This is a genomic window from Stutzerimonas sp. KH-1 (assembly GCF_054483855.1).
The window spans coordinates 2363124-2388586 of the sequence record NZ_CM137011.1; the positions used below are offsets into that span (position 1 = coordinate 2363124).

Consider the following 25463-nt stretch of genomic DNA (forward strand, 5'->3'; position numbering starts at 1 on the left):
GCACCGCGATGAATGCCGAGAAACGCCGGGAAATCTTTCGCCGCTTTCATGAAGACAATCCGGAGCCGAAGACCGAGCTGGCCTACAGCACACCCTTCGAGCTGCTGATCGCGGTGATCCTCTCGGCTCAGGCCACCGACGTCGGCGTGAACAAGGCCACCGCCAAGCTGTTCCCGGTGGCCAATACCCCGGAAGCCATCTATGCCCTCGGCTACGATGGCCTGTGCGAGTACATCCGCACCATCGGCCTGTACCCGAGCAAGGCGAAGAATGTCATCGAAACCTGCCGCATCCTGATCGAGCAGCATGGCAGCCAGGTACCGGACAACCGCGAGGCGTTGGAAGCATTACCCGGAGTGGGTCGCAAGACCGCCAACGTGGTGCTGAACACCGCCTTCCGCCAGTTCACCATGGCAGTGGATACACATATCTTCCGGGTCAGCAACCGCACCGGAATCGCCCCCGGCAAAAACGTGCTGGAGGTGGAGCGCAAGCTGATCCGCTTCGTGCCGAAGGAGTACCTGCTGGACGCGCATCACTGGCTGATCCTGCATGGTCGCTATGTCTGCAAGGCGCGCAAACCGCAGTGCGGCAGCTGCCGGATCGAAGACCTCTGCCAATACAAGCACAAGACGTCTGACGATTGAGCGGATAGCGAAAAAGCTGGCTGCACGATTGAAAAAAACTTTTTTACCGCCTCCAGATTTGCCGCTATAAGGTGCGCCAAGAGCGCCCCGTAGCCTTGGAGTGAACAAGTGGCCGAGAAAGAAGATATCCAGATCGAAGACGATTTCATCGCCGAAGATGACGACGAGAGCAGCGAAGCCCCTGTCGAGGTCGCCAAGACCAATCTGACCAAGCGCCGGATCATCGACAACCTGCTCGAGGAACGACGCCTGCAGAAAGAGTTGAACGACTTCGACTTCGATCTGTAAAAGAAAAAGCCCCGAAAGGGGCTTTTTCATGCCTGCCGCTCAGTCGGCCCGAGTCGGCGATAGAAGCTCGATCTTGTAGCCGTCCGGGTCTTCGACGAAGGCCAGGATGCTGGAGCCATGCTTCATCGGCCCAGGCTCACGGGTGATCTTGCCGCCACGGGCGCGGATGTCTTCGCAGGCCTTGTAGACATCTTCGACTTCCAGGGCGATATGCCCGTAGCCGTCGCCCAGCTCGTATTTTTCCACGCCCCAGTTGTGGGTCAGCTCGATCACGCTGTTGTGCGCCTCGTCGCCGTAGCCGACGAAGGCCAGGGTGAATTTGCCTTCCGGATAATCCTTGCGGCGCAGCAGGGTCATGCCCAGCACCTCGGTATAGAAGGCGATGGATTTTTCCATGTCGCCGACGCGCAGCATGGTATGCAGCAATCTCATGTTCGGGTTCTCCTCATCGGCAGTGCTTGTGGCCATGCAGAAAGCAAGACCCCGGCACAGGGCCGGGGTCGGTCAGGCTCGGGTACGCCAGCTTATCAGAACTGGGTACGGCCCTTGCCCGCAGCGATGCGCATGCGCAGCGCGTTGAGCTTGATGAAGCCACCGGCGTCGGCCTGATCGTAGGCGCCGCCATCTTCCTCGAAGGTCGCGATATTGGCATCGAACAGCGAATCATCGGACTTGCGGCCGACCACGATGACATTGCCCTTGTACAGCTTCAGGCGCACCACACCGTTCACGTTGACCTGAGAGGCGTCGATCATCTGCTGCAGCATGCTGCGCTCCGGGCTCCACCAGTAGCCGTTGTAGATCAGGCTGGCGTACTTGGGCATCAGCTCGTCTTTCAGATGAGCCACTTCGCGGTCCAGAGTGATCGACTCGATGGCGCGGTGGGCCTTGAGCATGATGGTGCCACCGGGGGTTTCGTAGCAGCCGCGGGACTTCATGCCGACGTAGCGGTTCTCGACGATATCCAGGCGACCGATGCCGTTCTCGCCACCGATGCGGTTGAGTTCGGTGAGTACCTGAGCCGGGGTCATGTCCTTGCCGTCGATGGCAACGATGTCACCCTTGCGGTAGGTCAGCTCGATGTAGGTCGGGGTGTCCGGCGCGGCTTCCGGGGACTTGGTCCAGCGCCACATGTCCTCTTCGTGCTCGGTCCAGGTGTCTTCCAGCACGCCACCCTCGTAGGAGATGTGCAGCAGGTTGGCGTCCATGGAGTACGGCGACTTCTTCTTGCCGTGGCGCTCGATCGGGATGGCGTGCTTCTCGGCGTAGTCCATCAGCTTCTCGCGGGACAGCAGGTCCCACTCGCGCCAGGGGGCAATGACCTTGACGCCCGGCTTGAGCGCGTAGGCACCCAGCTCGAAGCGCACCTGATCGTTGCCCTTGCCGGTCGCACCGTGGGAGATGGCGTCGGCGCCGGTCTCGTTGGCGATCTCGATCAGACGCTTGGCGATCAGCGGACGGGCGATGGAGGTACCCAGCAGATACTCGCCTTCGTAAACGGTGTTGGCGCGGAACATCGGGAACACGAAGTCGCGAACGAACTCTTCGCGCAGATCATCGATATAGATTTCCTTGACGCCCAGGGCCTGTGCCTTGGCACGCGCTGGCTCGACTTCCTCGCCCTGGCCGAGGTCAGCGGTGAAGGTCACCACTTCGCAGTTGTAGGTGTCTTGCAGCCACTTGAGAATCACCGAGGTGTCCAGGCCACCGGAATAGGCCAGAACTACCTTCTTAACGTCCGCCATGCCATCAGCTCCACGGGTTGTACGGAAAACCTGCGATTCTACCGGTCGCGGGGCTGCTTTTACAGGGGCGGCGGACGCGCAGTCAGGAAGATGGCGCACTTGCTTCGGTCGAGGCCGTAGCGGCCGCAGCTTCGCGCTGCAGACGCAGGGTAACCCGCCGGTTCTTGGCCCGATTGGCTTCACTGTTGTTGGCCACCAGGGGATAGCGTTCGCCATGGAAGCGCACGGTGATCTGCTCCTGTGGCACGCCACTGGCGACCAGGTACTCCTGCACGGCCAGCGCACGGCGTCTCGACAGATCGCGATTGACCAGTCGATTGCCGCTATTGTCGGAGTGACCGTCGAGCTCGATGCGATTCACGCTGGGGTCGGCACGCAGGTACTGCAGAATGATGTCGAGCTTGGCACGTCCCAGCGCGTCGAGCGCCACATCGCTGCTGGGAAAGCCGATCTGCGATTGGCGCACCTGATCAAAGTTGACCGGCAACAGTTTCGCCGTGCAGGCGCGATAGTCCTCGTAAGCCTTGGTGAAACGTGCCGGTAGCAGGCGGATCTCCAGTGTTTCGCCGCCATGCTGCGTACGATGGCGCACCACCGGGCTGCGCCCTTCGAGCAGTCCGCTGAGCAGGCGACCGGCCTGCGCTTGCGTGCTGTTGAACGGAACATCGCCACCACCAATCGACACCACGCCCAGGTTGATATCGCTGCGTGACGGCTGCCACGGCGCGGCAGCGGCCAGCAGCGTGGCCGAGCCCGCGCCCAACCAGCGTTCCGGGGAATGCAGGCTGAAAATTGCCTGCTCGCCGGCCCGACGCACGAACTGGCCGCTGCCAAAACCGGCGATGGGCTGGATCAGCCGACACTCGAACTGGTCGCCCTCCACTTGCCATTGCACGCGCTCCAGCCGCGTCTGAAAGGTCAGCGCGTTGGCCGGTGAAGCGAGCAGGCACATCAGTACGAGGGGGCGCAGGCGCACGGTGGGCTCCGGGAGGATGCTGGTTCCAACTAGGTATCGGTGTCCAACCAGCAAACTTGAGCACGGTGCAGTCAGCGATCCAGCTCGCAGACGAAGGCAAGATGCCGCGACCGCCCTTTTCCGGTAGCATTCGCGCACGTTTCACCCGCCTGGAAAGCCCGCATGTCCGACCGACTCACCCTGCTGCGCCCCGATGACTGGCACATTCACCTGCGTGACGGCGCCGTCCTGCCGCATACCGTCGCGGACGTTGCGCGCCAGTTCGCCCGCGCCATCATCATGCCGAACCTGGTGCCACCGGTACGTACCGCCGATGAGGCAGAGGCCTACCGTGAGCGCATTCTGGCCGCTCGCCCAGCCGGCAGCCGTTTCGAGCCGCTCATGGTGCTCTACCTCACCGACAGCACTACGCCGGACGACATCCGTCGCGCCAAGGCCAGCAGCTTCGTCCATGCGGTCAAACTCTACCCGGCCGGCGCCACTACCAACTCGGCCTCCGGCGTGACCGCCATCGACAACGTCTTCGACGTGCTGGAAACCATGGCCGAAGTCGGCATGCCGCTGTTGGTTCACGGAGAGGTCACGCGCGGCGAGATCGATATTTTCGATCGAGAGAAGTACTTCATCGACGAGCAGCTGAGCCGGGTCACCGCGAAGTTCCCAACGCTGCGGGTGGTCTTCGAACACATCACCACCCGTGACGCGGTGCAGTTCGTCCAGGCAGCTGGAGCCAATGTCGGCGCCACCATCACCGCCCATCATTTGCTGTACAACCGCAACCACATGCTGGTCGGTGGCATTCGCCCACATCTGTTCTGCCTGCCGGTGCTCAAGCGCAACCTGCATCAGGAAGCCCTGCTGGACGCTGCCACCAGCGGCAACCCGAAGTTCTTCCTGGGTACCGACTCGGCGCCCCATGCCCAGCATGCCAAGGAAGCCGCTTGCGGCTGTGCCGGCTGCTACACCGCCCATGCCGCCATCGAGCTGTACGCCGAAGCCTTCGAGCAGCGTCAGGCGCTGGACAAGCTGGAACCCTTTGCCAGCCACTTCGGTCCTGATTTCTATGGCCTGCCGCGCAATACCGACCAGATCACGCTGGTACGCGAGGAGTGGGAAGTCCCAACCAGCCTGCCGTTCGGCGAGCAGCTCGTCATACCGTTGCGAGCCGGCGAACGCCTGCACTGGCGCCTGGAGACGAACGCATGAGTGAGGAGCAGTTCGAAGACGAACTCGAAGAACACCTGCCCGGCAAGCCCCGCTCGCCCATGGCACGGCGCTTCCGTGGTTTTCTTCCGGTGGTGATCGATGTCGAATGCGGTGGCTTCAACAGCGCGACCGATGCCCTGCTTGAAATCGCCGCCGTGACCATCGGCATGGACGAACAAGGTCTGCTCTACCCGCAGGACATGCTGTTCTATCGCGTCGAGCCCTTCGCCGGCGCCAACATCGAGCCTGCCGCGCTGGAATTCACCGGCATCAAGCTCGACCACCCACTGCGCATGGCCGTCCCCGAGCTGCAGGCGATGACGGACATCTGCCGCAGCGTGCGCAAGGCGGTGAAATCGGCAGGCTGCAAACGCGCGATCCTTGTCGGGCACAACAGCAGCTTCGACCTGGGCTTTCTCAACGCGGCCATCGCCCGCTGCGAGATCAAGCGCAACCCGTTCCACCCCTTCTCCAGCTTCGATACCGCCACCCTCGCCGGCCTCGCCTATGGGCAGACCGTGCTGGCCAAGGCCTGCCAGGCGGCGGGCATCGATTTCGACGGCCGTGAAGCCCACTCGGCCCGCTACGACACCGAGAAGACCGCTGAACTGTTCTGCGGCATCGTCAACCGCTGGAAGGAAATGGGCGGCTGGGAAGAGTTCGACGAATAGCAGAGCCAGCCCGAGGAGCCGAGGCGACGCTCTGTCTCGCCGCCTCCACGCCAGAACGAAAAAGGCCAGTCGCATGACTGGCCTTTTTCGTTTGACCGCAGCTTAGAGCGGCTTGCCGCGGTTGCCGTGCTGGCCGACGAAGGCCTGCACCGCTTTGAGCTCGTTCGGCAACACCGTGCAACGCTCGCTGCGCTCGAACAGATCGGCAAGGTGCGCCGGCAACGCAAGCGCCTGACCTATGCCCGCCTTCTCCACTGCATCCGGGAATTTCACCGGATGCGCAGTGCCGAGGGTCACCATCGGGATGTTCAGGCTACGACGGCATTCACGGGCCGCATGCACGCCGATGGCAGTATGCGGATCGAGTACCTCGCCGGTTTCCTTGAACACCTGGGCGATGGTCGCACAGGTTTGTTCGTCGTCCACGGCCAGCGAGTCGAAGAGCCGGCGTGCTTCGGTCCAGCGATCCTCCTCAACCGACAGCTTGCCGCTGGCACGGAAGCCATCGAGCAGATCCGCCACGGCCTTGCCGTTACGTCCGTGCAGGTCGAAGAGCAAACGCTCGAAGTTCGACGACACCATGATATCCATCGAAGGCGACAGCGACGGGTGCAGGGTGTCCTTGTCGTAGCGGTTGCCGGACATGAAGCGATGCAGGATGTCGTTGCGGTTGGTGGCGACGATCAGCTGATTGATCGGCAGCCCCATATTGCGCGCCAGGTAACCGGCAAAGATGTCGCCGAAGTTGCCGGTCGGCACCGAGAAGGCGACCGAACGCGCCGGACCGCCCAGCTGCAGCGCGGCATGGAAGTAGTAGACGATCTGGGCCATGATCCGCGCCCAGTTGATCGAGTTGACCGCTACCAGACGGGTGCCCTTGAGGAACCCCTGATCGGCGAAGCTGGCCTTGACCATCTCCTGGCAGTCATCGAAGTTGCCTTCGATGGCGATGTTGTGAATGTTGTCGCCGAGGATGGTGGTCATCTGCCGGCGCTGCACTTCCGACACGCGCTGGTGCGGGTGCAGGATGAAGATGTCGACGTTCTCGCAACGGCGGCAGCCCTCGATGGCCGCCGAGCCGGTATCACCCGAGGTGGCGCCCATGATCACCACGCGCTCGCCACGCTTGGCCAGCACGTAGTCGAGCAGACGGCCGAGCAGCTGCAGGGCGAAGTCCTTGAACGCCAGGGTCGGGCCATGGAACAGTTCGAGCACCCATTCATTGCCGTTCAGCTGGCGCAGCGGGGCGATGGCACCATGGGCGAAGACGCCGTAGGTTTCCTCGAGGATTCGCTTGAAATCCGCATCTGGAATGCTGCCAGCCACAAACGGGCGCATGACCCGGAAGGCCAGCTCGTGATACGGCAGGCCAGCCCAGGAGGCGATTTCCTCGACGGTGAACCGCGGCAGGTTCTCCGGAACATAGAGACCACCATCGGTGGCCAGACCCGCCAGCAGGACGTCTTCGAAGTTCAGGGCCGGCGCTTGGCCACGGGTGCTGATGTAACGCATGATTCAAACCTTCGGTGTTGGCTGCGGGCGACGGGCAGGCAAACCACCTGCGCCGGCCCGCCGATGCCGGATTAGTTCAGCTGTTCGACACGGATACGCACGACCTGCCCGACCACGTCCTCGAGCGCTTCCAGCGCCGCGATGGCGTCGTCGATACGCTGCTCGACCACTCGATGGGTAACGAGTATGACCGGAACCAGGCCATCCTGAACCTCGGCCTCCTTTTGCATGATCGACTCGATATTGATGCCACGCTCGGAGAGGATGGTCGCCACCTGAGCGAGAACACCCGGATGGTCCTTGGCCTGGATGCGCAGGTAGTAGGCACTTTCACAGGCGCTGATCGGCAGAATCGGGTGGTCGGACAGCGAGTCAGGCTGGAACGCCAGGTGCGGCACGCGGTTGTTCGGATCGGTCGTCAGCGCCCGTGCAACGTCCACCAGATCGGCCACCACTGCCGAAGCAGTCGGCTCCATTCCGGCGCCGGCACCGTAGTAGAGTGTGCTGCCAACCGCATCGCCGTTGACCATCACGGCGTTCATCACCCCGTTGACGTTGGCGATCAGGCGATCAGCCGGAATGAGCGTGGGATGGACGCGCAACTCGATGCCGCTATCGGTGCGTCGGGCCACACCCAGATGCTTGATGCGATAACCCAGCGCCTCGGCATAGTTCACATCGGCCGTGGTCAGGCGCGCAATACCTTCGGTATAGGCCTTGTCGAACTGCAGCGGAATCCCGAAAGCGATGGAGGCCAGGATCGTCAGCTTGTGCGCCGCGTCGATGCCTTCTACGTCGAAGGTCGGGTCGGCCTCCGCGTAGCCGAGCTCCTGGGCTTCTTTGAGCACGTCTTCGAAGGTGCGTCCCTTCTCGCGCATCTCGGTGAGGATGAAGTTGCCCGTGCCATTGATGATGCCGGCCAGCCAGTTGATTCGATTGCCGGCCAGCCCCTCGCGAATGGCCTTGATTACCGGAATCCCGCCCGCGACGGACGCCTCGAAGGCAACGATGACACCCTTCTCGCGCGCCTTGGCAAAGATCTCGTTGCCATGCACCGCGATGAGTGCCTTGTTAGCCGTGACGACGTGCTTGCCGTTCTCGATGGCTTGCAGTACCAGCTCCTTGGCAAGGGTATAACCACCGATGAGCTCGACGACAATATCGATTTCCGGGTTGTTCACGACGTCGAGGACGTCGGCGGTAATAGATGTTGCGCCAGTGTCGCACTTGGGGTTCGGATGCCGGGTGGCAATCTGCGCAACCTCGATTCCGCGCCCGGCACGGCGGGCAATCTCCTCGGCGTTGCGTTTGAGCACGTTGAAGGTACCGCCACCGACGGTCCCCAGCCCACAGATGCCAACTTTCACCGGTTTCAAGCTGAACTCCCCATTCACAGCGAAACGACCGGACCTGCCGGTCGACAAAAGAGTCGCACATTACGAAGGGAGCCGCCGTTAGTCAATCGGCCGCGGCCGCGCGGCTAAGGCGCCGACCCACCGAGCCCGAGCCGTTGATGCCATTGCGCAAGCGATTCATCAGGGTACTCGGCATAACAGCGATCCTGCGTCTGTATCTGCGGCTCCACCCAGCCGGCCTTGGAGCCGAGCATGAGATGCGTATGCTCGGGCGGCACGGGCAGATCGCTATCGATCGCCGAAGCGAAAGGATGGACCAGATCCGGCCAGTTTGGATCCCACAACCACAGCGCACTGGCGCAGATTCGACAGAAGTGTCGGCGGCCGTCACTGACCTTGACCTCTCCGGTTTCGGCATCGACGAGACGCGCCTGGTAGACACCCAAATGCTCGCGCCCTTCGACCTTCAGGGTTCGATAGTCGCCACCCAGATTGATGGCATAACCGCCCCCGCCCGCAGTCTTGCGGCAGATCGAGCAGTAACAGCGCATGAATGGATATGGCTGCGCCGACTCAAGGGTGAATCGCACAGCCTGGCAATGGCAGGAACCTTTCAGCTTCATTACGACGACCTCGTTCAGAGCCCTCAAGCTTTGAACGCAGCATGCCGTCCAGTTCCTGCCTTCCCCGGTCGAGGCGGCACATTCGGACCGCCGGCCAGACTTACTCCGCCTTGAGCGCCACGTCAGCCAGCTGCGCAGCCGGCTGATAGCCCGGGATCATCTGCCCATTGGCGAGAATAATGGCGGGAGTGCCCTGCACGCCGATCATCTGGCCGAGCTGATACTGCTTGGCGATCGGCGTCTCGCAACTGGCTGCCGGCAGCTCCTCACGGGCCTTGGCCTTGTTCATCGCATCCTGGCGATCCTTGGCGCACCACACACTGGTCAGCGTATTGGCACCATGGCTACCCATGCCTTGGCGTGGAAAGGCTACATAGCGCACCTCGACGCCGAGGCGGTTCAGCTGCGGCACTTCGCTGTGCAGCTTCTGGCAGTAGCCGCAGTCGGTATCGGTGAACACGGTGATATGGGTCTTCGGTTCTTTTGGCGAAAACACCACCATCTCGCTTTGCGGGATCGAGTTGATCTGCTTGGCCACCGACTTGCTCTGCGCCAACTCGGTGAGATTGACAGCCTGACCATTCTGGAACTGATAGAGATAGCCCTGAATCACGAATTGCCCGTCCGGGCTAGCATAGAGCTGGCGCCCGCCTTCCAGCTGAACCTGATAGACACCCGGCATCGGACTTTCCGCTACGGCCTCGATCGGCATGTCCGGCTGAATTTTCTGCAACGCCTGGCGAATCGCCTGATCAGGGTCGGCAGCAGTGGCAAGAGTGCTGGCCAGGCCGATAGAGGCGGCAGCGAACAAACGAATCACGCCCATGGAAACTCCTGGCAGCGGCGATCTAAGGGAAGGGGCAAAGACTACCATAGGCATCGCGCTCAAACTGCTAGCCGCTTCTCCCACCGGCCTGCCGGCAGTTGATGCAAACGAGGCACGCATCGACTGATGCGCGATCGGCGGCAGGCATGTGACCCGGCTAGCCACGTGGATGATGGGCCGCGTGCAGCTCCTGAAGCCGGGCGCGGGCGATATGGGTATAGATCTGCGTAGTGGACAGATCGCTATGCCCGAGCAACATCTGCACGGTCCGCAAATCCGCACCATGGTTGAGAAGGTGTGTGGCGAATGCGTGGCGCAGGGTATGCGGCGAGATAGAGGTAGCGATTCCGGCCGCCTTGGCGTGCAGCTTGACCCGGTGCCAGAAGGTCTGCCGCGTCATCTGATCGCCACGCTGACTGGGAAACAGCACATCGCTGGCCTTGCCGACAAGCAACAGGCCGCGCGCATCGCGCTGATAGCGCTCCAACCAATGCAGCGCCTCGTCACCCAGCGGTACCAGGCGCTCCTTGTTGCCCTTGCCGAAGGTTCGCAACACGCCCTGACGCAAGCTGACCTGCTCCAGCGTCAGGCCGATCAGTTCGGTTACGCGCAACCCACACGCATACAGCACCTCGAGCATCGCCCGGTCGCGCAATCCCAGCGGATCCTCGACATCGGGTGCTGCCAGCAGCGCCTCCACGTCAGCCTCAGACAGCGCCTTGGGCAAGGGACGCCCAAGGCGCGGCAGATCCACACGCAATGTCGGATCCAGCGATATGTCGCCCTCGCGCAGCAGGTAGCGATAGAAGCCGCGCAACCCAGACAGGAAGCGCGCCGTGGAACGCGCCTTGTAGCCATTGTCCAGACGCCAGGCGAGGTGATCGAGGATGACCTCACGACCCGCGGTCGACAACCGGCCCCCGCGCTCATGCAACCATGCGTTAAACAGTGCCAGATCGCTGCGGTAGGCTTCCCGGCTGTTGTCGGCCAGGCCTTTTTCCAGCCACAGCGCATCGAGGTAGCGGTCGATAATGGGATCGTCGAGAGCGGGCATGGCGACTTCGAGACGGAATGGGAGGTACCAGTTTTCCACACGCCACTTAGCCAGTGCCAGTGCCAGTGCCGTCGACGGTTACCGCTCGCTGCGAGCAGACTGCGGCCCGAGGGGAGGTGCGCTTAAAAAAAAAGCAGCCCGGAGGCTGCTTTTCTTCGAAGCGGGAAAAGCGGTCTTAGACCAGCTTTTCCTTGATGCGGGCGGCCTTGCCGGACAGCGCGCGGAGGTAGTACAGCTTGGCCTTGCGCACGTCACCGCGACGCTTGACGCTGATGCTGTCGACCATCGGGCTGTAGCTCTGGAAGGTACGCTCGACGCCAACGCCGTTGGAAATCTTGCGAACGGTGAAAGCGCTGTTCAGGCCGCGGTTACGCTTGCCGATCACGACGCCTTCGAAGGCCTGCAGACGCTGACGCTCGCCTTCCTTCACCTTCACCTGAACGATAACGGTGTCACCCGGCGCGAACGGCGGGATTTCCTTGGTCATCTGCTCGGCTTCGAGCTGCTGAATGATCTTGTTGGTCATGCTGTGTGCTCCTAAGGTCAACCCACCGGGTTGCCATCGATACGTTAACTATCGTTCCGCTGACGGATGTATTCCGCCAACAGCTTTTGTTCTTCTCCAGAAAGCGAGCGGCTATCCAGAAGATCGGCGCGGCGCTCCCAGGTCCGACCAAGGGACTGCTGCAAGCGCCAGCGCCGGATGTGTTCGTGGTTGCCGCTGAGCAGCACCTCAGGAACACATTTACCCGCATACACCTCAGGTCGCGTGTAATGCGGACAGTCGAGCAGGCCGTCGGTAAACGAGTCCTCCTCGGCGGAACCAGCATGACCCAAGGCGCCCGGAAGCAACCTGGTCACGGCATCGATCAGCACCATCGCCGGCAGCTCGCCGCCGGACAGTACGTAGTCACCGATCGACCATTCCTCGTCTACGTGCGCTTCAATGAAACGCTCGTCGATACCTTCATAGCGACCGGCGATGAGAATCAACGCATCCTCATTCGCCAGCTCGCGGACATCCGCCTGTTTCAGCTGACGCCCTTGCGGCGAAAGGTAGATCACCTTCGCCTTGCCGCCCGCGGCGCGTTTGGCATCGACCAACGCCAGCTCGAGCGGTTTGATCTTCATCACCATGCCGGGGCCGCCACCGAATGGGCGGTCATCCACCGTCTGATGACGGTCTTCGGTGTAGCTCCTGGGATTCCAGCAGCTCAACTGCAACAACCCTTGCTTCACCGCACGACTGGTAATCCCATACTCGCTGATGGCTGCGAACATACCCGGGAACAGACTGATGACTTCAACGCGCAATGCGGCCATGCCGTTCAGAAGTCCGCATCCCAGTCGACCTGCATCTCGCCCGATTCCAGATCGACCTTCAAGACGCAGTGATCCGTATAGGGCAGCAGTCGCTCACGATCATCGAGGCTTCCAGCGCAAGGCTTCACGACCAGAACATCGTTGGCTCCGGTCTCGAGCAGGTGATCGACCTGACCAAGCAACTGCCCGGCCTGATTGAGCACCTTCAAACCTTGAAGCTGATACCAGTAGTACTCACCGTCATCCAGCGCGGGCAGTTCGCTGCGTGGAACGCAAATCTCAAAGTCGGCGTAGGTACGCGCCACCTCTCGATCGGTCAGTCCTTTCAGCGAAGCCACCAGAACCTTGCCCTGGAGGCGCCCCTTGACCAACTCGACCTGCTTGACTTCGTCACCTCGCCTCAGCGTCCAGCGACGATAGTCCAGCAGATTGTCGATCGGATCGGTGAAGGAATAGACCTTCACGTCACCGCGCACGCCATGCACCGAAACGATCTTGCCGATGACGACCAGATCATCGCTCGGGGCAGACATTGCGCTCATAGACTCAGGCAGCGGCCTTGGCAGCTTCCTTCAGCAGCTGAGCAACGCGCTCAGACGGCTGTGCGCCCTGGCTCAGCCAGTAAGCAGCGCGCTCCTGATTGACAGAGAGCTTCACTTCCGCACCAGTGGCGATCGGATTGAAGAAACCGATGCGCTCGACGAAGCGACCATCACGCGGGTTGCGGCTGTTGGTCACGGTCAGGTGGTAGAAAGGGCGCTTCTTGGAGCCGCCACGGGCGAGACGAATAGTTACCATGTGAACATCGTTCCTGTAGTCGGTGCTAACTTAAGGCACACACTTAAAATGGGCCTGGGCCCGAAAGGCCGCACATTTTAAGGAATACCGGGAATTTTGCAAACTCTTTTGCTAGAGGCGCGCAGCCGTCCAGCGCGCCGGACGCGGGCGTGCGCCAGCGCTGGCGCCAACCTTGCGCAATCGCAGCCACAGACCTAGAACTTGGGCATCCCGCCGCCGGGGAACATGCCGCCCATACCGCGCATCATTTTGGCCATGCCGCCCTTGCCGGTGACCTTCTTCATCATCTTCTGCATCTGCTTGTGTTGCTTGATGAGACGACCGATGTCCTGCACCTGAGTGCCGGAGCCCATGGCAATACGTCGCTTGCGCGAGCCACTGATGATGTCCGGGTTGCGCCGCTCGGCTGGCGTCATCGAGTTGATGATCGCTTCCATCTGCTTGAACTGCTTCTCCGCCGCGCCCTGGGCATGCCCCATCTGTGACAGGTTGACGCCGCCGATGGATGGCAGCTTGTCCATCAGGCCGCCCAGCCCGCCCATGTTTTTCATCTGCTGCAGCTGATCGCGGAAGTCTTCGAGATCGAAGCCCTTGCCCTTCTTCAGCTTCTTGGTGAGCTTCTCCGCCTTCTCGCGATCCAGTGTCTGCTCGGCCTGCTCGATAAGGCTGAGCACGTCGCCCATACCGAGGATGCGGGAGGCGATTCGATCTGGATGGAAGGGCTCCAGCGCGTCGCTCTTTTCACCCATGCCGAGGAACTTGATCGGCTTGCCGGTCACATGACGCACGGAAAGCGCTGCACCACCACGGGCATCGCCATCGACCTTGGTCAGCACGACACCGGTCAGCGGCAGCGCATCGCCGAACGCACGGGCGGTGTTCGCCGCGTCCTGACCGGTCATGGCGTCGACCACGAACAATGTCTCGGCCGGCTTGATCGCGGCGTGGACGGCCTGGATCTCCGCCATCATCTCGGCATCGATTGCCAGACGACCCGCGGTATCCACCAGCACCACGTCGATGAACTTGAGCTTGGCTTCGCGAATCGCCGCCTGGGCGATATCCACCGGCTTCTGGCTGGTGTCGGACGGGAAGAAGGTCACGCCGACTTCGCCCGCCAGCGTCTCGAGCTGCTTGATCGCCGCTGGGCGATAGACGTCGGCCGAGACCACCAGCACCGACTTCTTCTTGCGCTCCTTGAGGAAGCGCGCCAGCTTGCCCACTGTCGTGGTCTTGCCCGCGCCCTGAAGGCCGGCCATGAGCACCACCGCCGGCGGCGCGACATTCAACGCCAGATCCTCATTGGCGGCGCCCATCAGTTCTTCCAGCTCGGCGCGGACGATCTTCACGAACGCCTGCCCCGGCGTCAGGCTCTTCGATACCTCGGTGCCGACTGCGCGCTCCTTGACCCGATTGACGAACTCCTTGACCACCGGCAGCGCGACGTCGGCCTCGAGCAGGGCCATCCGCACCTCACGCAGGGTGTCCTTGATGTTGTCCTCGGTCAGCTTGGCCTTGCCCGTGACGTGGCGAAGCGTTTGTGAGAGGCGATCGGTTAGGTTTTCGAACATGAGCCATTCCACGCTGGATGTGCTGAAGGGCGCGATTATAGAAGGTGGAAGCATCGGGCCGGTACCCCGATCGCCGCGGTTTTCGATAATGTGGCACCCGCTGCAGCCTGCTGCGAATGAAACAGTGACGCCAGCTGCGGCGATCCGTACCCCGACGCGACTTTTGTGCCCCCGACGTTTGTGCCACACTCACGACCTTTCGAGCTCGTTACCGGAACCTATGCTTCCTCTGCTACCCAGCCTCGCTGCGGCCGTTCTCTACGCTGGCGCCGCGGGTTACCAAAGTCTGCGTCTGGCGCAGCGTGCGGTCCCGGACAAACGGCTGCTGCTGGCCGCCGGCGTACTCGCCTTGCTCGCCCATAGCGTCAGCCTGTTCGTCCAGCTCATCTCCCCCAGCGGCCTGCATCTGGACTTCTTCACGGCTTCGAGCCTGATTGCCGCCGCCGTGATCCTACTGATCCTTCTGGCTCTCCACCGGATGCCGGTGGAGAACCTGCTCCTGCTGCTCTTTCCCCTGGGTTGCCTGACCGTACTCTTTGCCCAGTTCGCGCCATCCGGCACTGCGCCAGCGATCGCCGAAGAACCGGGAATACTGGCGCACATCCTCCTTTCGATACTCGCGTACGGCATGCTGACCATTGCCGTGTTCCAGGCCTTGCTGCTGTTACTGCAGGACCACCATCTCAAGCACAAGCACCCGTCAGGACTGATCCGTAACTTCCCTCCCCTGCAGACCATGGAAAGCTTGCTGTTCGGTTTTCTATGGGCGGGCTGGGGGCTGCTGTCCGCCTCCCTGGTGTCCGGCTGGCTGTTTCTCGACGATCTTTTCGCTCAGCATCTGGTCCACAAGACACTGCTCTCGGTGGTCGCCTGGGTGGTTTTCGGGCTGCTGCTGTGGGGACGACACCAGCTCGGCTGGCGTGGCTACAAGGCGATCCGCTGGACACTGGCTGGGTTCTGCCTGCTGATGCTGGCGTATTTCGGCAGCAAGCTGGTCCGCGAATTCATCCTGCACATCTGACGAACAGGCCAACTCGTGGAAGATCTACATCCCGGCTTTCTGCTCGGCCTACTGGTATTTCTGCTGCTGTGCTCGGCGTTCTTCTCCAGCTCCGAGACCGGCATGCTCAGCCTCAACCGCTATCGACTGAGGCATCAAGCCAAGGAAGGACACAAGGGCGCACGTCGCGCCAGCAGCCTGCTGGCCCATCCAGACCGCCTGCTTGGCACCATCCTGGTCGGCAACAACTTCGTCAACATCCTCGCCTCCTCCATTGCCACCGTGCTCGCCATGCAGTTGTGGGGGGAAGCCGGCATCGCCATCGCCACCATCGGCCTGACCATCGTTCTGTTGGTATTCGGAGAAATCACACCCAAGACCCTGGCCGCATTGCGCCCGGAGATCATCGCCTATCCGGTCAGCCTGCCGCTGCTGATGCTGCAGAAGGTCCTCTATCCGCTGGTCGCCTTGCTCGGCTGGGTAAGCAATGGACTGCTCCGGCTGCTTGGCGTAGACCTGTCCAACAAGGGCAATGACAGCCTTTCCACCGAGGAATTGCGTAGCGTGGTGCGCGAATCCGGCAGTGACCTGCCGCTGAACCGCCAGAGCATGCTGCTGGGCATTCTCGATCTGGAGCGGGTGACCGTCGACGACATCATGATCCCGCGAAACGAGGTCACCGGCATCGATCTGGACGATGATCTGGAAGCGATCATCAGCCAGCTGCGCACCACCCCACACACCCGCCTGCCGGTCTTCTGCAACGACATCAATCAGATCGAAGGCATCGTCCATATGCGACAGATTGCTCGCCTGCTCAGTCATGATCAGCTGACCAAGGAGAGCCTGCTCGCCGCCTGCACCGAACCCTATTTCGTGCCGGAGAACACGCCGCTGTCGACTCAACTGCTGAACTTCCAGAAACAGAAGCGACGGATCGGCATCGTCGTGGATGAGTATGGCGATGTCCGCGGCGTCGTCACGCTCGAGGACATTCTCGAAGAGATCGTCGGCGAGTTCAGCAATCAGGACGCCTTGCGCAGCCCGGACATCCATCCTCAGGATGACGGCACGCTGGTGATCGATGGCGCGGCCTACATCCGCGAGGTGAACCGAGCGCTGGATTGGCAACTACCCTGCGACGGACCCAAGACGCTCAACGGCCTGATCACCGAAGCACTGGAACACATCCCCGACAGCGGCATCTGCCTGCAGATCGGCGACTATCGCCTGGAGATCCTCCAGGCGGCCGACAATCGGGTGAAAAGCGTGCGCGCCTGGACCATCAACGCGACGCCATCGACCGAGCAGCAAACAGACTAAGGAGGCGGCGCAAAGCCGGCTCCGCCGTACTCAGAGATCGACCTTCACCGCTGCTGCCGCGCGCAGTGCCTTCTGCCGAGCCGCATCGATGGCGACGTCTCGTGCCAGCGCCACGCCCATGCGGCGCTGACCGCTGACGCCAGGCTTGCCAAACAGACGCAGCCCGGTATCCGGCTCGGCCAGCACCGCCGCGAGGTTACCGAAGCTCACCTGAGTCGACTCCCCTTCCACCAGCACCACAGCCGACGCTGCCGGACCCAGCTGGCGAATGACCGGAATCGGCAGGCCGAGGATCGCGCGTGCATGCAGCGCAAACTCGGACAAATCCTGCGAGACCAGCGTGACCAGCCCGGTGTCGTGAGGCCGCGGTGATACCTCACAGAACCACACCTGGTCGCCCTTGACGAACAGTTCGACACCGAAGATCCCGCGGCCACCGAGCGCATCGGTCACGGCCAATGCGATGCGCTGCGCCTCGGCCAGCGCCGCCGGCGCCATGGGCTGCGGTTGCCAGGACTCCTGATAGTCGCCTTTTTCCTGTCGATGCCCGACCGGCTCGCAGAAGCTGGTGCCGCCGGCATGCCGCACCGTCAGGAGGGTGATCTCGTAATCGAAATCGATGAAACCCTCGACGATGACCCGACCGCGCCCCGCGCGACCGCCGGCCTGCGCATAGTCCCAGGCCGCCTCGATATCCTCGGCACTGCGCAGCACGGACTGCCCCTTGCCCGAAGAGCTCATTACCGGCTTGATCAGGCATGGAAAGCCCAGCGCCTGCGCCGCGGCACGGCACTCATCCAGCGAGTCGGCAAAGCGATAGGGCGAGGTAGGCAGCCCCAGCTCCTCGGCGGCCAGACGACGAATCCCCTCACGGTTCATCGTCAGCTGCGCCGCCCGGGCCGTCGGGATCACCGTATAGCCTTCGCCCTCCAGCTTCACCAGCGTGGCGGTTGCGATAGCCTCGATCTCCGGCACGATGTAATGCGGCCGCTCCTGTTCGATCACGGCACGCAGTTTTGCGCCATCGAGCATGTCGATCACATGGCTGCGATGCGCAACCTGCATCGCCGGGGCATTGGCATAGCGATCCACGGCGATCACTTCAACGCCGAGACGCTGCAATTCGATGACCAGCTCCTTGCCCAACTCTCCACAGCCGCAGAGCAGGATGCGCGTGGCGCTGGGAGACAGCGGGGTGCCTATCGTTGGCATGGAGTTCCTCGTCGTTTGTGAAGGTCGATCAACGCCATCGGCGTCCTACATCAGCTGGCCACCGAGGCGGGCCCGCTCGTTGCAACGGCGCAGCACCTGGCGCCGCTCTTCATTGTCCATCAGCCCCCAGCGGCGAATCTCATCGGAACTGCGCTGGCAGCCGACGCACAGATCGTCGTCATCCAGCGCACAGAGGCTGACGCAGGGGGAGGCTACCGGTTTTTCCTGAAGACTCACTCATCCGGCTCCAGATCGCGCGCGTAGCGTTGCGCGTTGTGCACGTAATGAGCGGCGCTGGCCTCGAGCATCTTCTTCTGCTCCTCGGTCAACTCCCGCACAACCTTGCCTGGTGAACCAACCACCAGCGAGCCATCGGGGATTTCCTTGCCTTCAGGAATCAGGGTGTTGGCGCCAATGATGCAATGCCTGCCGATCTTCGCTCCGTTGAGCACCACGGCGTTGATGCCGATCAGGCTGTAGTCACCCACCGTACAGCCATGCAGCATGGCGTTGTGCCCCACCGTCACGCCAGTTCCCAGCGTCAGCGGATGGCCCATGTCCGTGTGCATCACGCTGCCGTCCTGGACGTTGCTGTTTTCGCCGATGTGAATCAGCTCGTTGTCGCCGCGCAACACCGCGCCGAACCAGACGCTGGCGCCGGCATCGAGCCGGATCTTGCCCACCAGCGTAGCGTTCGGTGCCACCCAGCTCTGCGGATGGGCATCCACACGCGACTCTCCCAGACGGTATTTCACGGCATTACCTCTCAGTCAGCTTGAATAGTCGGCCCGCACCGGGGCCGGGTCAGGGCCTGCTGCGTCCGGACAGATCGACGAACGCCGCCGGCGCGCGGCGCATCTCGATACCGGCGTCGTAAACGACGTTCACCAGTTCGACGATCATGATCGCCGTCAGTCCCCATATCTGATATTCGCCAAAACGATAGGACGGGATGTACCAGCTCTGCCCCTGATAATCGATCCGGTGAGTGACCTCGCGCGGGTCCTGGCAGAAGAACTCCAGCGGCACCGAAAAGACCGAGGCGATTTCAGCATCGTTGGCCCGATACTCGACATAATCCGGTACCAGTCCGACATACGGCGTGACATGGATTCCATGCACCGAAACCAGACTGCTGAGTGGCCCGACCACCTCCACCATACCGGGAGCAAGCCCCACCTCCTCCTCGGCTTCGCGCAGCGCCGTCTCTAGCAGATCACGGTCCTCCGGATCACGGCGCCCGCCGGGGAATGCCACTTCACCGCCGTGGGTGGAGAGGCCCGCGGCTCGAAGCGTCAGCACAAGTTCCGGCGATTCGCTGCGAGTGATCGGCATCAACACGGCCGCCTCGGGCAGGCGACCCTCCGGCGCCAAGAGATGCGGAGAATAGCCACGCACCCGTCGGAGTATTGTGTCCAGCATGAATAGTCTCGTTTCGTCTTTGACCGGCATCATGGCATGAAAGGCGCAACGGCCCAAGACCTCGGAAAAGCCATGGTGCCGGACGAACAGGCTCATGGGTCACGGAGGTTCGTGGTTCCTTGCCGAATTACCGCGGACGGCCCAAGATTTGCCGTAATCGACAGGAATTCGTCCATGAAGTACTGCAACCAGTGTGGCAACCCGGTCCTGATCCGCGTCCCGGACGGTGACAACCGACCGCGCTTCGTCTGCGATAGTTGTCAGACCGTGCACTACCAGAATCCACGTATCGTTGCCGGTTGCGTGCCGATCTGGGACGACCAGGTGCTGCTCTGCCGGCGCGCGATCGAACCGAGACGCGGCTACTGGACACTGCCGGCTGGCTTCATGGAAAACGGCGAAACGATGCAGCAGGCTGCTGCGCGCGAAACGCTCGAGGAAGCCTGCGCAAGAGTCAGGGACCTGCAGCTGTACACCCTGTTCGATCTGCCACATATCAATCAGGTCTACATGTTCTTTCGCGCGCAGCTGGTCGATCTGGACTTCTGTGCCGGGGACGAGAGTCTCGAGGTGAAACTCTTTCATCAGCAGGACATCCCTTGGTCCGAGCTGGCTTTTCCGACCATTGGCCGTACCCTAGAATGCTTCTTCACCGACCGGGTGCAGCAGACCTTCCCGGTACGTAACGAAGCCGTCTCCGGCCTCAGGCAGCGCGACCGGGCAAGTTGATGTTCGGTACGGCATGACGGCAATACAGGTCTGATGCAGTTTTCCATGGGAAAGTTTCGATGCGCTGGCTGTTCACCCTGCTCTGCCTAGCCTTCACCGCGATGTCCTACGCCACCACGACACCCGGCCTGGGCGGCTCGTCCATTGACAAGGTGCTGGTGGTCAAATCGGAACGCCAACTTCATCTGGTCAGCGCCGGCCAGACGCTCAAGAGCTATCGCGTCTCGCTGGGCAAGCAGCCACGCGGCGCGAAGCTGCGTGAAGGCGACATGCGTACGCCCGAGGGTTTCTACTGGATCGACTGGCGCAAGACCAGCGACAAATACAACCTGTCGATGCACATCTCCTACCCCAACGCCCGCGACCTGGCACGTGCGCAGGAGGAAGGGGTGCCGCCGGGCAGCATGATCATGCTGCATGGCACGCCACTCGACGAAGAGTATCCCGAGTGGTTCTTCCATACCCTCGACTGGACCGAAGGCTGTATCGCCCTGAGCAACAGCGACATGCGAGAAATCTGGTCGCTGGTCAAGGACGGCACGCTGATCGAGATACGGCCCTGACCGCCCAGGCACCATCCAATAACGGCGGGGGCGCTCACCCCCTGATCAGAACTGCATATCGGATAGACGCCACACATCGAACGCTGGCGTTTCGTAGGGGTGAGCCTTCTTCATCGCCTTGACGCTGTCGTGAATCAGCTCGTCGGCGACCACCATCTCGACCTTCCATTCGGCCACGTGCTGCACTTGTCCGGTCTGGCCCAGAAAAGGCTGGCTACCCTCCAGCGGCCGATACTGCCCCTGCCCCAGCGTTTGCCAGCAGCAGCTGTCATAACTACCGATTCGACCGCCACCTACTGTGAACACTGCTTTCTTGACCGCTTCCAGATGGCTTTCCGGAACATAGAAACACAGCTTGTACATCGACCTCTCCGTGCGCATGAAGCCTGGCGCGTGGCCAGACGAGATAGATGGCAGTTTGCCAGCCACGCACCGCACAAAAGGTGCTGCGCGTCATAGCTCAGACGCCGAGCAGCACCCACGGTTCATAGACATTGGTCCAAATGAAAAGCCCGCTGATCGCGATCAGCGGGCTTGCAGGGCTCGGGTCGAAAGCGTGATCAGTCAACCCAGACACGCGCATTGCGGAACATGCGCATCCAGCCGCCGTCCTCCTGCCATTCGTCCGGACGCCAGGAGTTGGTTACGGCGCGGAACACCCGCTCGGGGTGCGGCATCATGATGGTTACACGACCATCACGACTGCTCAGACCCGTTATGCCCCGCGGCGAGCCGCTCGGGTTGGCAGGATAGCGCTCGGTGACCTTGCCATGGTTGTCGACGTAGCGCAGCGCCACGGTACCGGAGAGATCAGCCTGCAACATGGCCTCCTCGCTTTCGAACTCCGCATGGCCTTCGCCATGAGCGATGGCGATCGGCAGGCGGGAGCCGGCCATGCCCTGCAGGAAGATCGACGGCGAGTCCTGAATCTGGACCATTGCCACGCGCGCTTCGAATTGCTCCGAGCGGTTGCGCACGAAGTGCGGCCAGTACTCGGTTCCCGGGATCAGCTCGTGCAGGTTGCTCATCATCTGGCAGCCGTTGCACACACCCAGGGCGAAGCTGTCCTTGCGTTCGAAGAAGGCTTGGAAGCCGTCGCGCGCGCGCGCATTGAACAGGACCGACTTGGCCCAGCCCTCGCCGGCACCCAGCACGTCGCCGTAGGAGAAACCGCCGCAGGCGACCAGGCCCTTGAACGCCTCGAGGCTGACGCGACCGGAGAGAACATCACTCATGTGCACGTCGACCGCGGCAAACCCGGCCCGGTCGAACGCCGCTGCCATCTCTACCTGACCGTTGACGCCCTGCTCGCGCAGCACCGCCACCTGCGGGCGCACACCACGCTTGATGTAGGGCGCGGCGATGTCCTGGTTGACGTCGAAGCCGAGCTTGACGCTGAGGCCGGGATTGTCCTCCTCCAACAGCGCGTCGAACTCCTGGTCGGCGCACTCGGCGTTGTCCCGCAGGCGCTGGATCTGGTAGCTGGTCTCGGCCCACTGGCGCTGCAGCAGGCGACGGTCGCCGCTGAACACCTCGTTGCCGGCCAGCCTGATGGAGACATAGCCATTGTTGGCGGGCTGCCCGATGACCGCGACGCAGTCGCCGAGGCCGGCTGCGCTGAACTGCGAGAGCACGATCTCGGTGTCATCCTGGCGTACCTGAATGACCGCACCCAGCTCTTCGTTGAAGAGCACGGCTGGCACGTCGTCGGCATCATCCAGCAGACCATCGAGATTCAGATTCAGACCACAGTGACCGGCGAACGCCATTTCCAGCATGGTAGTCAGCAGGCCTCCGTCGGAGCGGTCATGATAGGCCTGCAGCAGCCCATCGGCATTGAGCCCCTGAATGACGGCAAAGAATGCGCGCAGGTCTTCGGCATCGTCGAGATCCGGCACCTGCCGCCCGAGCTTGCCGTAGACCTGGGCGAGAATCGATCCACCCAGACGGTTCTGCCCGCGACCGAGGTCGATCAGGATCAGGTCGGTGGCCCCCTTGTCCAGGCGCAGCTGTGGCGTCAACGTACGGCGGACGTCGCTGACCGGAGCAAAGCCAGACACGATGAGGGAAAGCGGCGAGGTCACGCTCTTCTCGGCGCCATCATCCGACCAGCGCGTCTTCATCGACATCGAGTCCTTGCCCACCGGAATGGTAATACCCAGCTGCGGGCAGAGTTCCATACCAACGGCACGCACGGTGTCGTACAGGCGTGCATCCTCCCCCGGATGCCCGGCTGCGGCCATCCAGTTGGCCGACAGCTTGATGTCGGAGATCTTCTCGATGGAAGCGGCAGCCAGGTTGGTCAGCGTCTCACCGATGGCCATGCGCCCGGAGGCCGGAGCGTCGAGCAGTGCCAGCGGGGTGCGCTCGCCCATTGCCATCGCCTCGCCGCAATTGACGTCGAAGCTGGCGGCGGTTACCGCACAGTCCGCCACGGGCACCTGCCATGGACCGACCATCTGGTCGCGGACCACCTGGCCGGTGATGCTGCGGTCACCGATGGTGATCAGAAAGCTCTTGCTGGCCACCGCAGGATGGCGCAGCACGCGGCCCACGGCTTCGTCCAGATAGACCGCCGCGGCATTGAAGTCATCGCCCAGTTCGGCTTCGCGGCTGGCGCTGCGGTGCATGCGTGGCGCCTTGCCGAGCAGCACGTTGAGCGGCATGTCCACCGGCTTGTTGCCGAAATGGCTGTCGGCGACGGTCAGATGCGCTTCCTCGGTGGCCTCGCCGACCACCGCGAACGGGCAACGCTCGCGCTCGCAGATGGCCTTGAAACGTTCGAAATCGGCCGCATCGACCGAAAGCACGTAGCGCTCCTGGGATTCGTTGCACCAGATTTCCAGCGGCGCCATGCCCGGCTCGTCGTTGGGAATGTTGCGCAGCTCGAAACGGCCGCCACGACCGCCATCGTTGACCAGCTCGGGGAAGGCGTTGGACAGACCGCCGGCGCCCACGTCGTGAATGAACTTGATCGGGTTCTGCTCGCCCATCTGCCAGCAGCGATCGATGACTTCCTGGCAGCGACGCTCCATTTCCGGGTTGTCGCGCTGTACCGAGGCGAAGTCCAGATCAGCCGAGCTGGTACCGGTGGCCATCGACGATGCCGCGCCGCCACCCAGGCCGATCAGCATGGCCGGGCCGCCGAGGACGATCAGCTTGGCGCCGACCGAAATCTCGCCCTTCTGCACATGCTCTTCGCGAATGTTGCCCATGCCACCGGCAAGCATGATCGGCTTGTGGTAGCCGCGCACTTCCTCGCCATGCGGGGTGCTGATTGCCTGCTCGAAGGTACGGAAATAGCCGGTCAGCGCCGGCCGACCGAATTCGTTGTTGAACGCGGCGCCGCCCAGCGGACCCTCGATCATGATGTCCAGCGGGGTGACGATGCGCTCGGGCTTGCCGTAGGGCTTTTCCCAGGGCTGCTCAAAACCTGGGATGTTCAGGTTGGATACGGTGAAACCGGTAAGGCCGGCCTTCGGCTTGGCGCCGCGGCCAGTGGCACCCTCGTCGCGAATCTCGCCGCCCGAGCCGGTGGAAGCCCCGGGGAACGGCGCGATGGCGGTCGGGTGGTTGTGGGTTTCCACCTTCATCAGGATATGCACCGGCTCCTGGCTGGCCGCGTACTCGCGCGTCTCAGGATTCGGATAGAAGCGCCCGGCGACGTTGCCGACGATGACCGCGGCGTTGTCCTTGTACGCCGACAGCACGCCCTCGTTGTGCAGCTGGTAGGTGTTCTTGATCATGCCGAACAGGGACTTTTCCTGGCTCTCGCCATCGATGTCCCAACTGGCATTGAAGATCTTGTGCCGGCAGTGCTCGGAGTTCGCCTGGGCGAACATCATCAGCTCGATATCGTGCGGGTTGCGTCCCAGTCCGGTGAAGGCCTGCACCAGATAGTCGATTTCGTCCTCGGCCAGGGCCAGGCCCAGTTCGACGTTGGCCTTCTCCAGCGCGGCGCGGCCGCCGCCGAGTACATCCACCGCCGTCAGCGGCTTCGGCTCGGCATGGCTGAACAGGTTGGCGGCCTCCTCGAAGCGGCCCAGCACCAGCTGGGTCATGCGGTCGTGCAGCGCGGCAGCGACAAGCTTGGCGTCGCCGTCGGAGATTTCACCCTGCACGTAGTAGGCGATCCCCCGCTCCAGCCGCTGGATCTTCTCCAAGCCGCAATTGTGGGCGATGTCGCTGGCCTTGCTCGACCAGGGCGAGATGGTGCCGAAACGCGGCACCACCAGGAACAGCCGACCGGCGGGCTCCTGTACCGGCACGCTGGGTCCGTACTTCAGCAGGCGGGTCAGTACGTGCTGCTCATCCGCATCAAGCGTGCCGGAAACCTCGGCGAAATGGGCGAACTCGGCGTACAACCCGCTGACGGCAGGGACCTTCTCGGTCAGTTGTGCCAGGAGCTTGCCATGACGGAAGGCGGAAAGAGCGGGAGCGCCGCGCAGGATCAACATCGTCGGAACAGCCTCGGAGGGGGAGCAGTCGGGGCGCGTATTCTAGCTCATGACGATGGGCAAGGGGCAGCGACCCGCTGCAAGTCCGGAGCCTTGCTGACAGCTGGCCCCGACGACCAGCGCAAGGCCGCAACCTGCCCCGCGAGCCCATACCCGGCCCGC

27 protein-coding genes are annotated in these 25463 nt (G+C 62.5%); 8 read left to right on the plus strand and 19 right to left on the minus strand.

Annotated features, from left to right (window positions below; translation table 11 throughout):
- The first annotated feature begins 8 nt into the window (after nt 1–8).
- Together nth and ACX1DW_RS11395 are read left to right on the plus strand one after the other, a co-directional pair.
- Complete coding sequence (gene nth / locus ACX1DW_RS11390; protein WP_458993377.1) at nt 9–647, plus strand: endonuclease III; 639 nt, start codon at nt 9–11, stop codon at nt 645–647.
- A 108-nt stretch (nt 648–755) separates the two neighbouring features.
- On the plus strand, nt 756–935 hold the full coding sequence (locus ACX1DW_RS11395; protein WP_013982061.1) for a PA3496 family putative envelope integrity protein: 180 nt from the start codon (nt 756–758) through the stop codon (nt 933–935).
- Between the two features lie 39 nt (nt 936–974).
- On the opposite strand, the gene gloA is transcribed toward ACX1DW_RS11395, so the two are convergent.
- The 3 genes from gloA to ACX1DW_RS11410 all read right to left on the minus strand — a co-directional run bounded on the left by gloA (nt 975) and on the right by ACX1DW_RS11410 (nt 3656).
- Nucleotides 975–1367, minus strand: a complete 393-nt coding sequence (gene gloA / locus ACX1DW_RS11400; RefSeq protein ID WP_013982060.1) for a lactoylglutathione lyase — start codon at nt 1365–1367, stop codon at nt 975–977.
- A gap of 95 nt (nt 1368–1462) precedes the next feature.
- The gene (locus ACX1DW_RS11405) at nt 1463–2680 is read right to left on the minus strand and encodes an argininosuccinate synthase (RefSeq protein WP_102840679.1); all 1218 of its coding nucleotides are present in this window, start codon (nt 2678–2680) and stop codon (nt 1463–1465) included.
- An 82-nt stretch (nt 2681–2762) separates the two neighbouring features.
- Nucleotides 2763–3656, minus strand: coding sequence for a flagellar protein MotY (locus ACX1DW_RS11410; protein ID WP_200600018.1), 894 nt, complete (start codon nt 3654–3656; stop codon nt 2763–2765).
- A 162-nt stretch (nt 3657–3818) separates the two neighbouring features.
- On the opposite strand from ACX1DW_RS11410, the gene pyrC reads away from it, so the two are divergent.
- Together pyrC and rnt are read left to right on the plus strand one after the other, a co-directional pair.
- Nucleotides 3819–4862 carry a dihydroorotase gene (gene pyrC / locus ACX1DW_RS11415; RefSeq protein WP_200600019.1) on the plus strand — a complete coding sequence of 348 codons (1044 nt, stop codon included), beginning with the start codon at nt 3819–3821 and terminating at the stop codon, nt 4860–4862.
- A complete protein-coding gene (rnt, locus tag ACX1DW_RS11420; RefSeq protein WP_200600020.1) occupies nt 4859–5533 on the plus strand; it encodes a ribonuclease T in 675 nt (224 codons plus the stop codon). The genes pyrC and rnt overlap by 4 nt, the downstream gene beginning before the upstream one ends.
- A 102-nt stretch (nt 5534–5635) precedes the next feature.
- On the opposite strand, the gene thrC is transcribed toward rnt, so the two are convergent.
- The 10 genes from thrC to ffh all read right to left on the minus strand — a co-directional run bounded on the left by thrC (nt 5636) and on the right by ffh (nt 14595).
- Complete coding sequence (gene thrC / locus ACX1DW_RS11425; protein ID WP_102840676.1) at nt 5636–7045, minus strand: threonine synthase; 1410 nt, start codon at nt 7043–7045, stop codon at nt 5636–5638.
- A gap of 71 nt (nt 7046–7116) precedes the next feature.
- Nucleotides 7117–8421, minus strand: a complete 1305-nt coding sequence (locus ACX1DW_RS11430; RefSeq protein ID WP_063544715.1) for a homoserine dehydrogenase — start codon at nt 8419–8421, stop codon at nt 7117–7119.
- Nucleotides 8422–8525: 104 nt separating this feature from the next.
- On the minus strand, nt 8526–9023 hold the full coding sequence (locus ACX1DW_RS11435; RefSeq protein ID WP_156244443.1) for a GFA family protein: 498 nt from the start codon (nt 9021–9023) through the stop codon (nt 8526–8528).
- 100 nt (nt 9024–9123) lie between these two features.
- Nucleotides 9124–9849, minus strand: a complete 726-nt coding sequence (locus tag ACX1DW_RS11440; RefSeq protein ID WP_125868354.1) for a disulfide isomerase DsbC N-terminal domain-containing protein — start codon at nt 9847–9849, stop codon at nt 9124–9126.
- 157 nt (nt 9850–10006) lie between these two features.
- Complete coding sequence (gene xerD, locus ACX1DW_RS11445) at nt 10007–10903, minus strand: site-specific tyrosine recombinase XerD (RefSeq protein WP_200600022.1); 897 nt, start codon at nt 10901–10903, stop codon at nt 10007–10009.
- A 175-nt stretch (nt 10904–11078) separates the two neighbouring features.
- Entirely contained in the window at nt 11079–11429 is a 351-nt protein-coding gene (gene rplS / locus ACX1DW_RS11450; protein ID WP_015277862.1) for a 50S ribosomal protein L19, read from the minus strand.
- 44 nt (nt 11430–11473) lie between these two features.
- Entirely contained in the window at nt 11474–12226 is a 753-nt protein-coding gene (gene trmD, locus ACX1DW_RS11455) for a tRNA (guanosine(37)-N1)-methyltransferase TrmD (RefSeq protein WP_133456082.1), read from the minus strand.
- Nucleotides 12227–12231: 5 nt separating this feature from the next.
- Entirely contained in the window at nt 12232–12768 is a 537-nt protein-coding gene (gene rimM, locus ACX1DW_RS11460; protein ID WP_125868351.1) for a ribosome maturation factor RimM, read from the minus strand.
- 4 nt (nt 12769–12772) lie between these two features.
- Nucleotides 12773–13024 carry a 30S ribosomal protein S16 gene (gene rpsP, locus ACX1DW_RS11465; RefSeq protein ID WP_011912373.1) on the minus strand — a complete coding sequence of 84 codons (252 nt, stop codon included), beginning with the start codon at nt 13022–13024 and terminating at the stop codon, nt 12773–12775.
- Nucleotides 13025–13218: 194 nt separating this feature from the next.
- Nucleotides 13219–14595, minus strand: a complete 1377-nt coding sequence (ffh, locus tag ACX1DW_RS11470; protein WP_102840672.1) for a signal recognition particle protein — start codon at nt 14593–14595, stop codon at nt 13219–13221.
- 220 nt (nt 14596–14815) lie between these two features.
- On the opposite strand from ffh, the gene ACX1DW_RS11475 reads away from it, so the two are divergent.
- Nucleotides 14816–15616 (plus strand): cytochrome C assembly family protein, encoded by an 801-nt coding sequence (locus ACX1DW_RS11475; protein ID WP_063544701.1) that lies wholly within the window; start codon nt 14816–14818, stop codon nt 15614–15616.
- Nucleotides 15617–15631: 15 nt separating this feature from the next.
- Nucleotides 15632–16918: an HlyC/CorC family transporter gene (locus tag ACX1DW_RS11480; protein WP_458993378.1), complete on the plus strand. Its 1287-nt coding sequence runs from the start codon at nt 15632–15634 to the stop codon at nt 16916–16918.
- Between the two features lie 30 nt (nt 16919–16948).
- Here ACX1DW_RS11480 and purT read toward each other — a convergent pair whose 3' ends face one another.
- Genes purT through ACX1DW_RS11500 form a run of 4 tightly spaced genes read right to left on the minus strand, consistent with a single transcriptional unit; the run spans nt 16949 to nt 19552 of the window.
- The gene (gene purT, locus ACX1DW_RS11485; protein ID WP_133456085.1) at nt 16949–18130 is read right to left on the minus strand and encodes a formate-dependent phosphoribosylglycinamide formyltransferase; all 1182 of its coding nucleotides are present in this window, start codon (nt 18128–18130) and stop codon (nt 16949–16951) included.
- Between the two features lie 45 nt (nt 18131–18175).
- The gene (locus tag ACX1DW_RS11490) at nt 18176–18367 is read right to left on the minus strand and encodes a DUF1289 domain-containing protein (protein WP_063544695.1); all 192 of its coding nucleotides are present in this window, start codon (nt 18365–18367) and stop codon (nt 18176–18178) included.
- Nucleotides 18364–18885, minus strand: coding sequence for a gamma carbonic anhydrase family protein (locus ACX1DW_RS11495; protein WP_063544693.1), 522 nt, complete (start codon nt 18883–18885; stop codon nt 18364–18366). The genes ACX1DW_RS11490 and ACX1DW_RS11495 overlap by 4 nt, the downstream gene beginning before the upstream one ends.
- A gap of 49 nt (nt 18886–18934) precedes the next feature.
- Nucleotides 18935–19552 (minus strand): CoA pyrophosphatase, encoded by a 618-nt coding sequence (locus ACX1DW_RS11500; protein ID WP_063544691.1) that lies wholly within the window; start codon nt 19550–19552, stop codon nt 18935–18937.
- 174 nt (nt 19553–19726) lie between these two features.
- On the opposite strand from ACX1DW_RS11500, the gene ACX1DW_RS11505 reads away from it, so the two are divergent.
- Nucleotides 19727–20281 carry an NUDIX hydrolase gene (locus ACX1DW_RS11505; RefSeq protein ID WP_125868348.1) on the plus strand — a complete coding sequence of 185 codons (555 nt, stop codon included), beginning with the start codon at nt 19727–19729 and terminating at the stop codon, nt 20279–20281.
- A 59-nt stretch (nt 20282–20340) separates the two neighbouring features.
- Nucleotides 20341–20844 carry a L,D-transpeptidase family protein gene (locus ACX1DW_RS11510; protein ID WP_200600024.1) on the plus strand — a complete coding sequence of 168 codons (504 nt, stop codon included), beginning with the start codon at nt 20341–20343 and terminating at the stop codon, nt 20842–20844.
- Nucleotides 20845–20889: 45 nt separating this feature from the next.
- Here the strand turns inward: ACX1DW_RS11510 and ACX1DW_RS11515 are convergent, their stop codons facing one another.
- Entirely contained in the window at nt 20890–21207 is a 318-nt protein-coding gene (locus ACX1DW_RS11515; RefSeq protein ID WP_102840667.1) for a YqfO family protein, read from the minus strand.
- Nucleotides 21208–21404: 197 nt separating this feature from the next.
- Complete coding sequence (gene purL, locus ACX1DW_RS11520) at nt 21405–25301, minus strand: phosphoribosylformylglycinamidine synthase (protein WP_200600026.1); 3897 nt, start codon at nt 25299–25301, stop codon at nt 21405–21407.
- Nucleotides 25302–25463 lie beyond the last annotated feature (162 nt).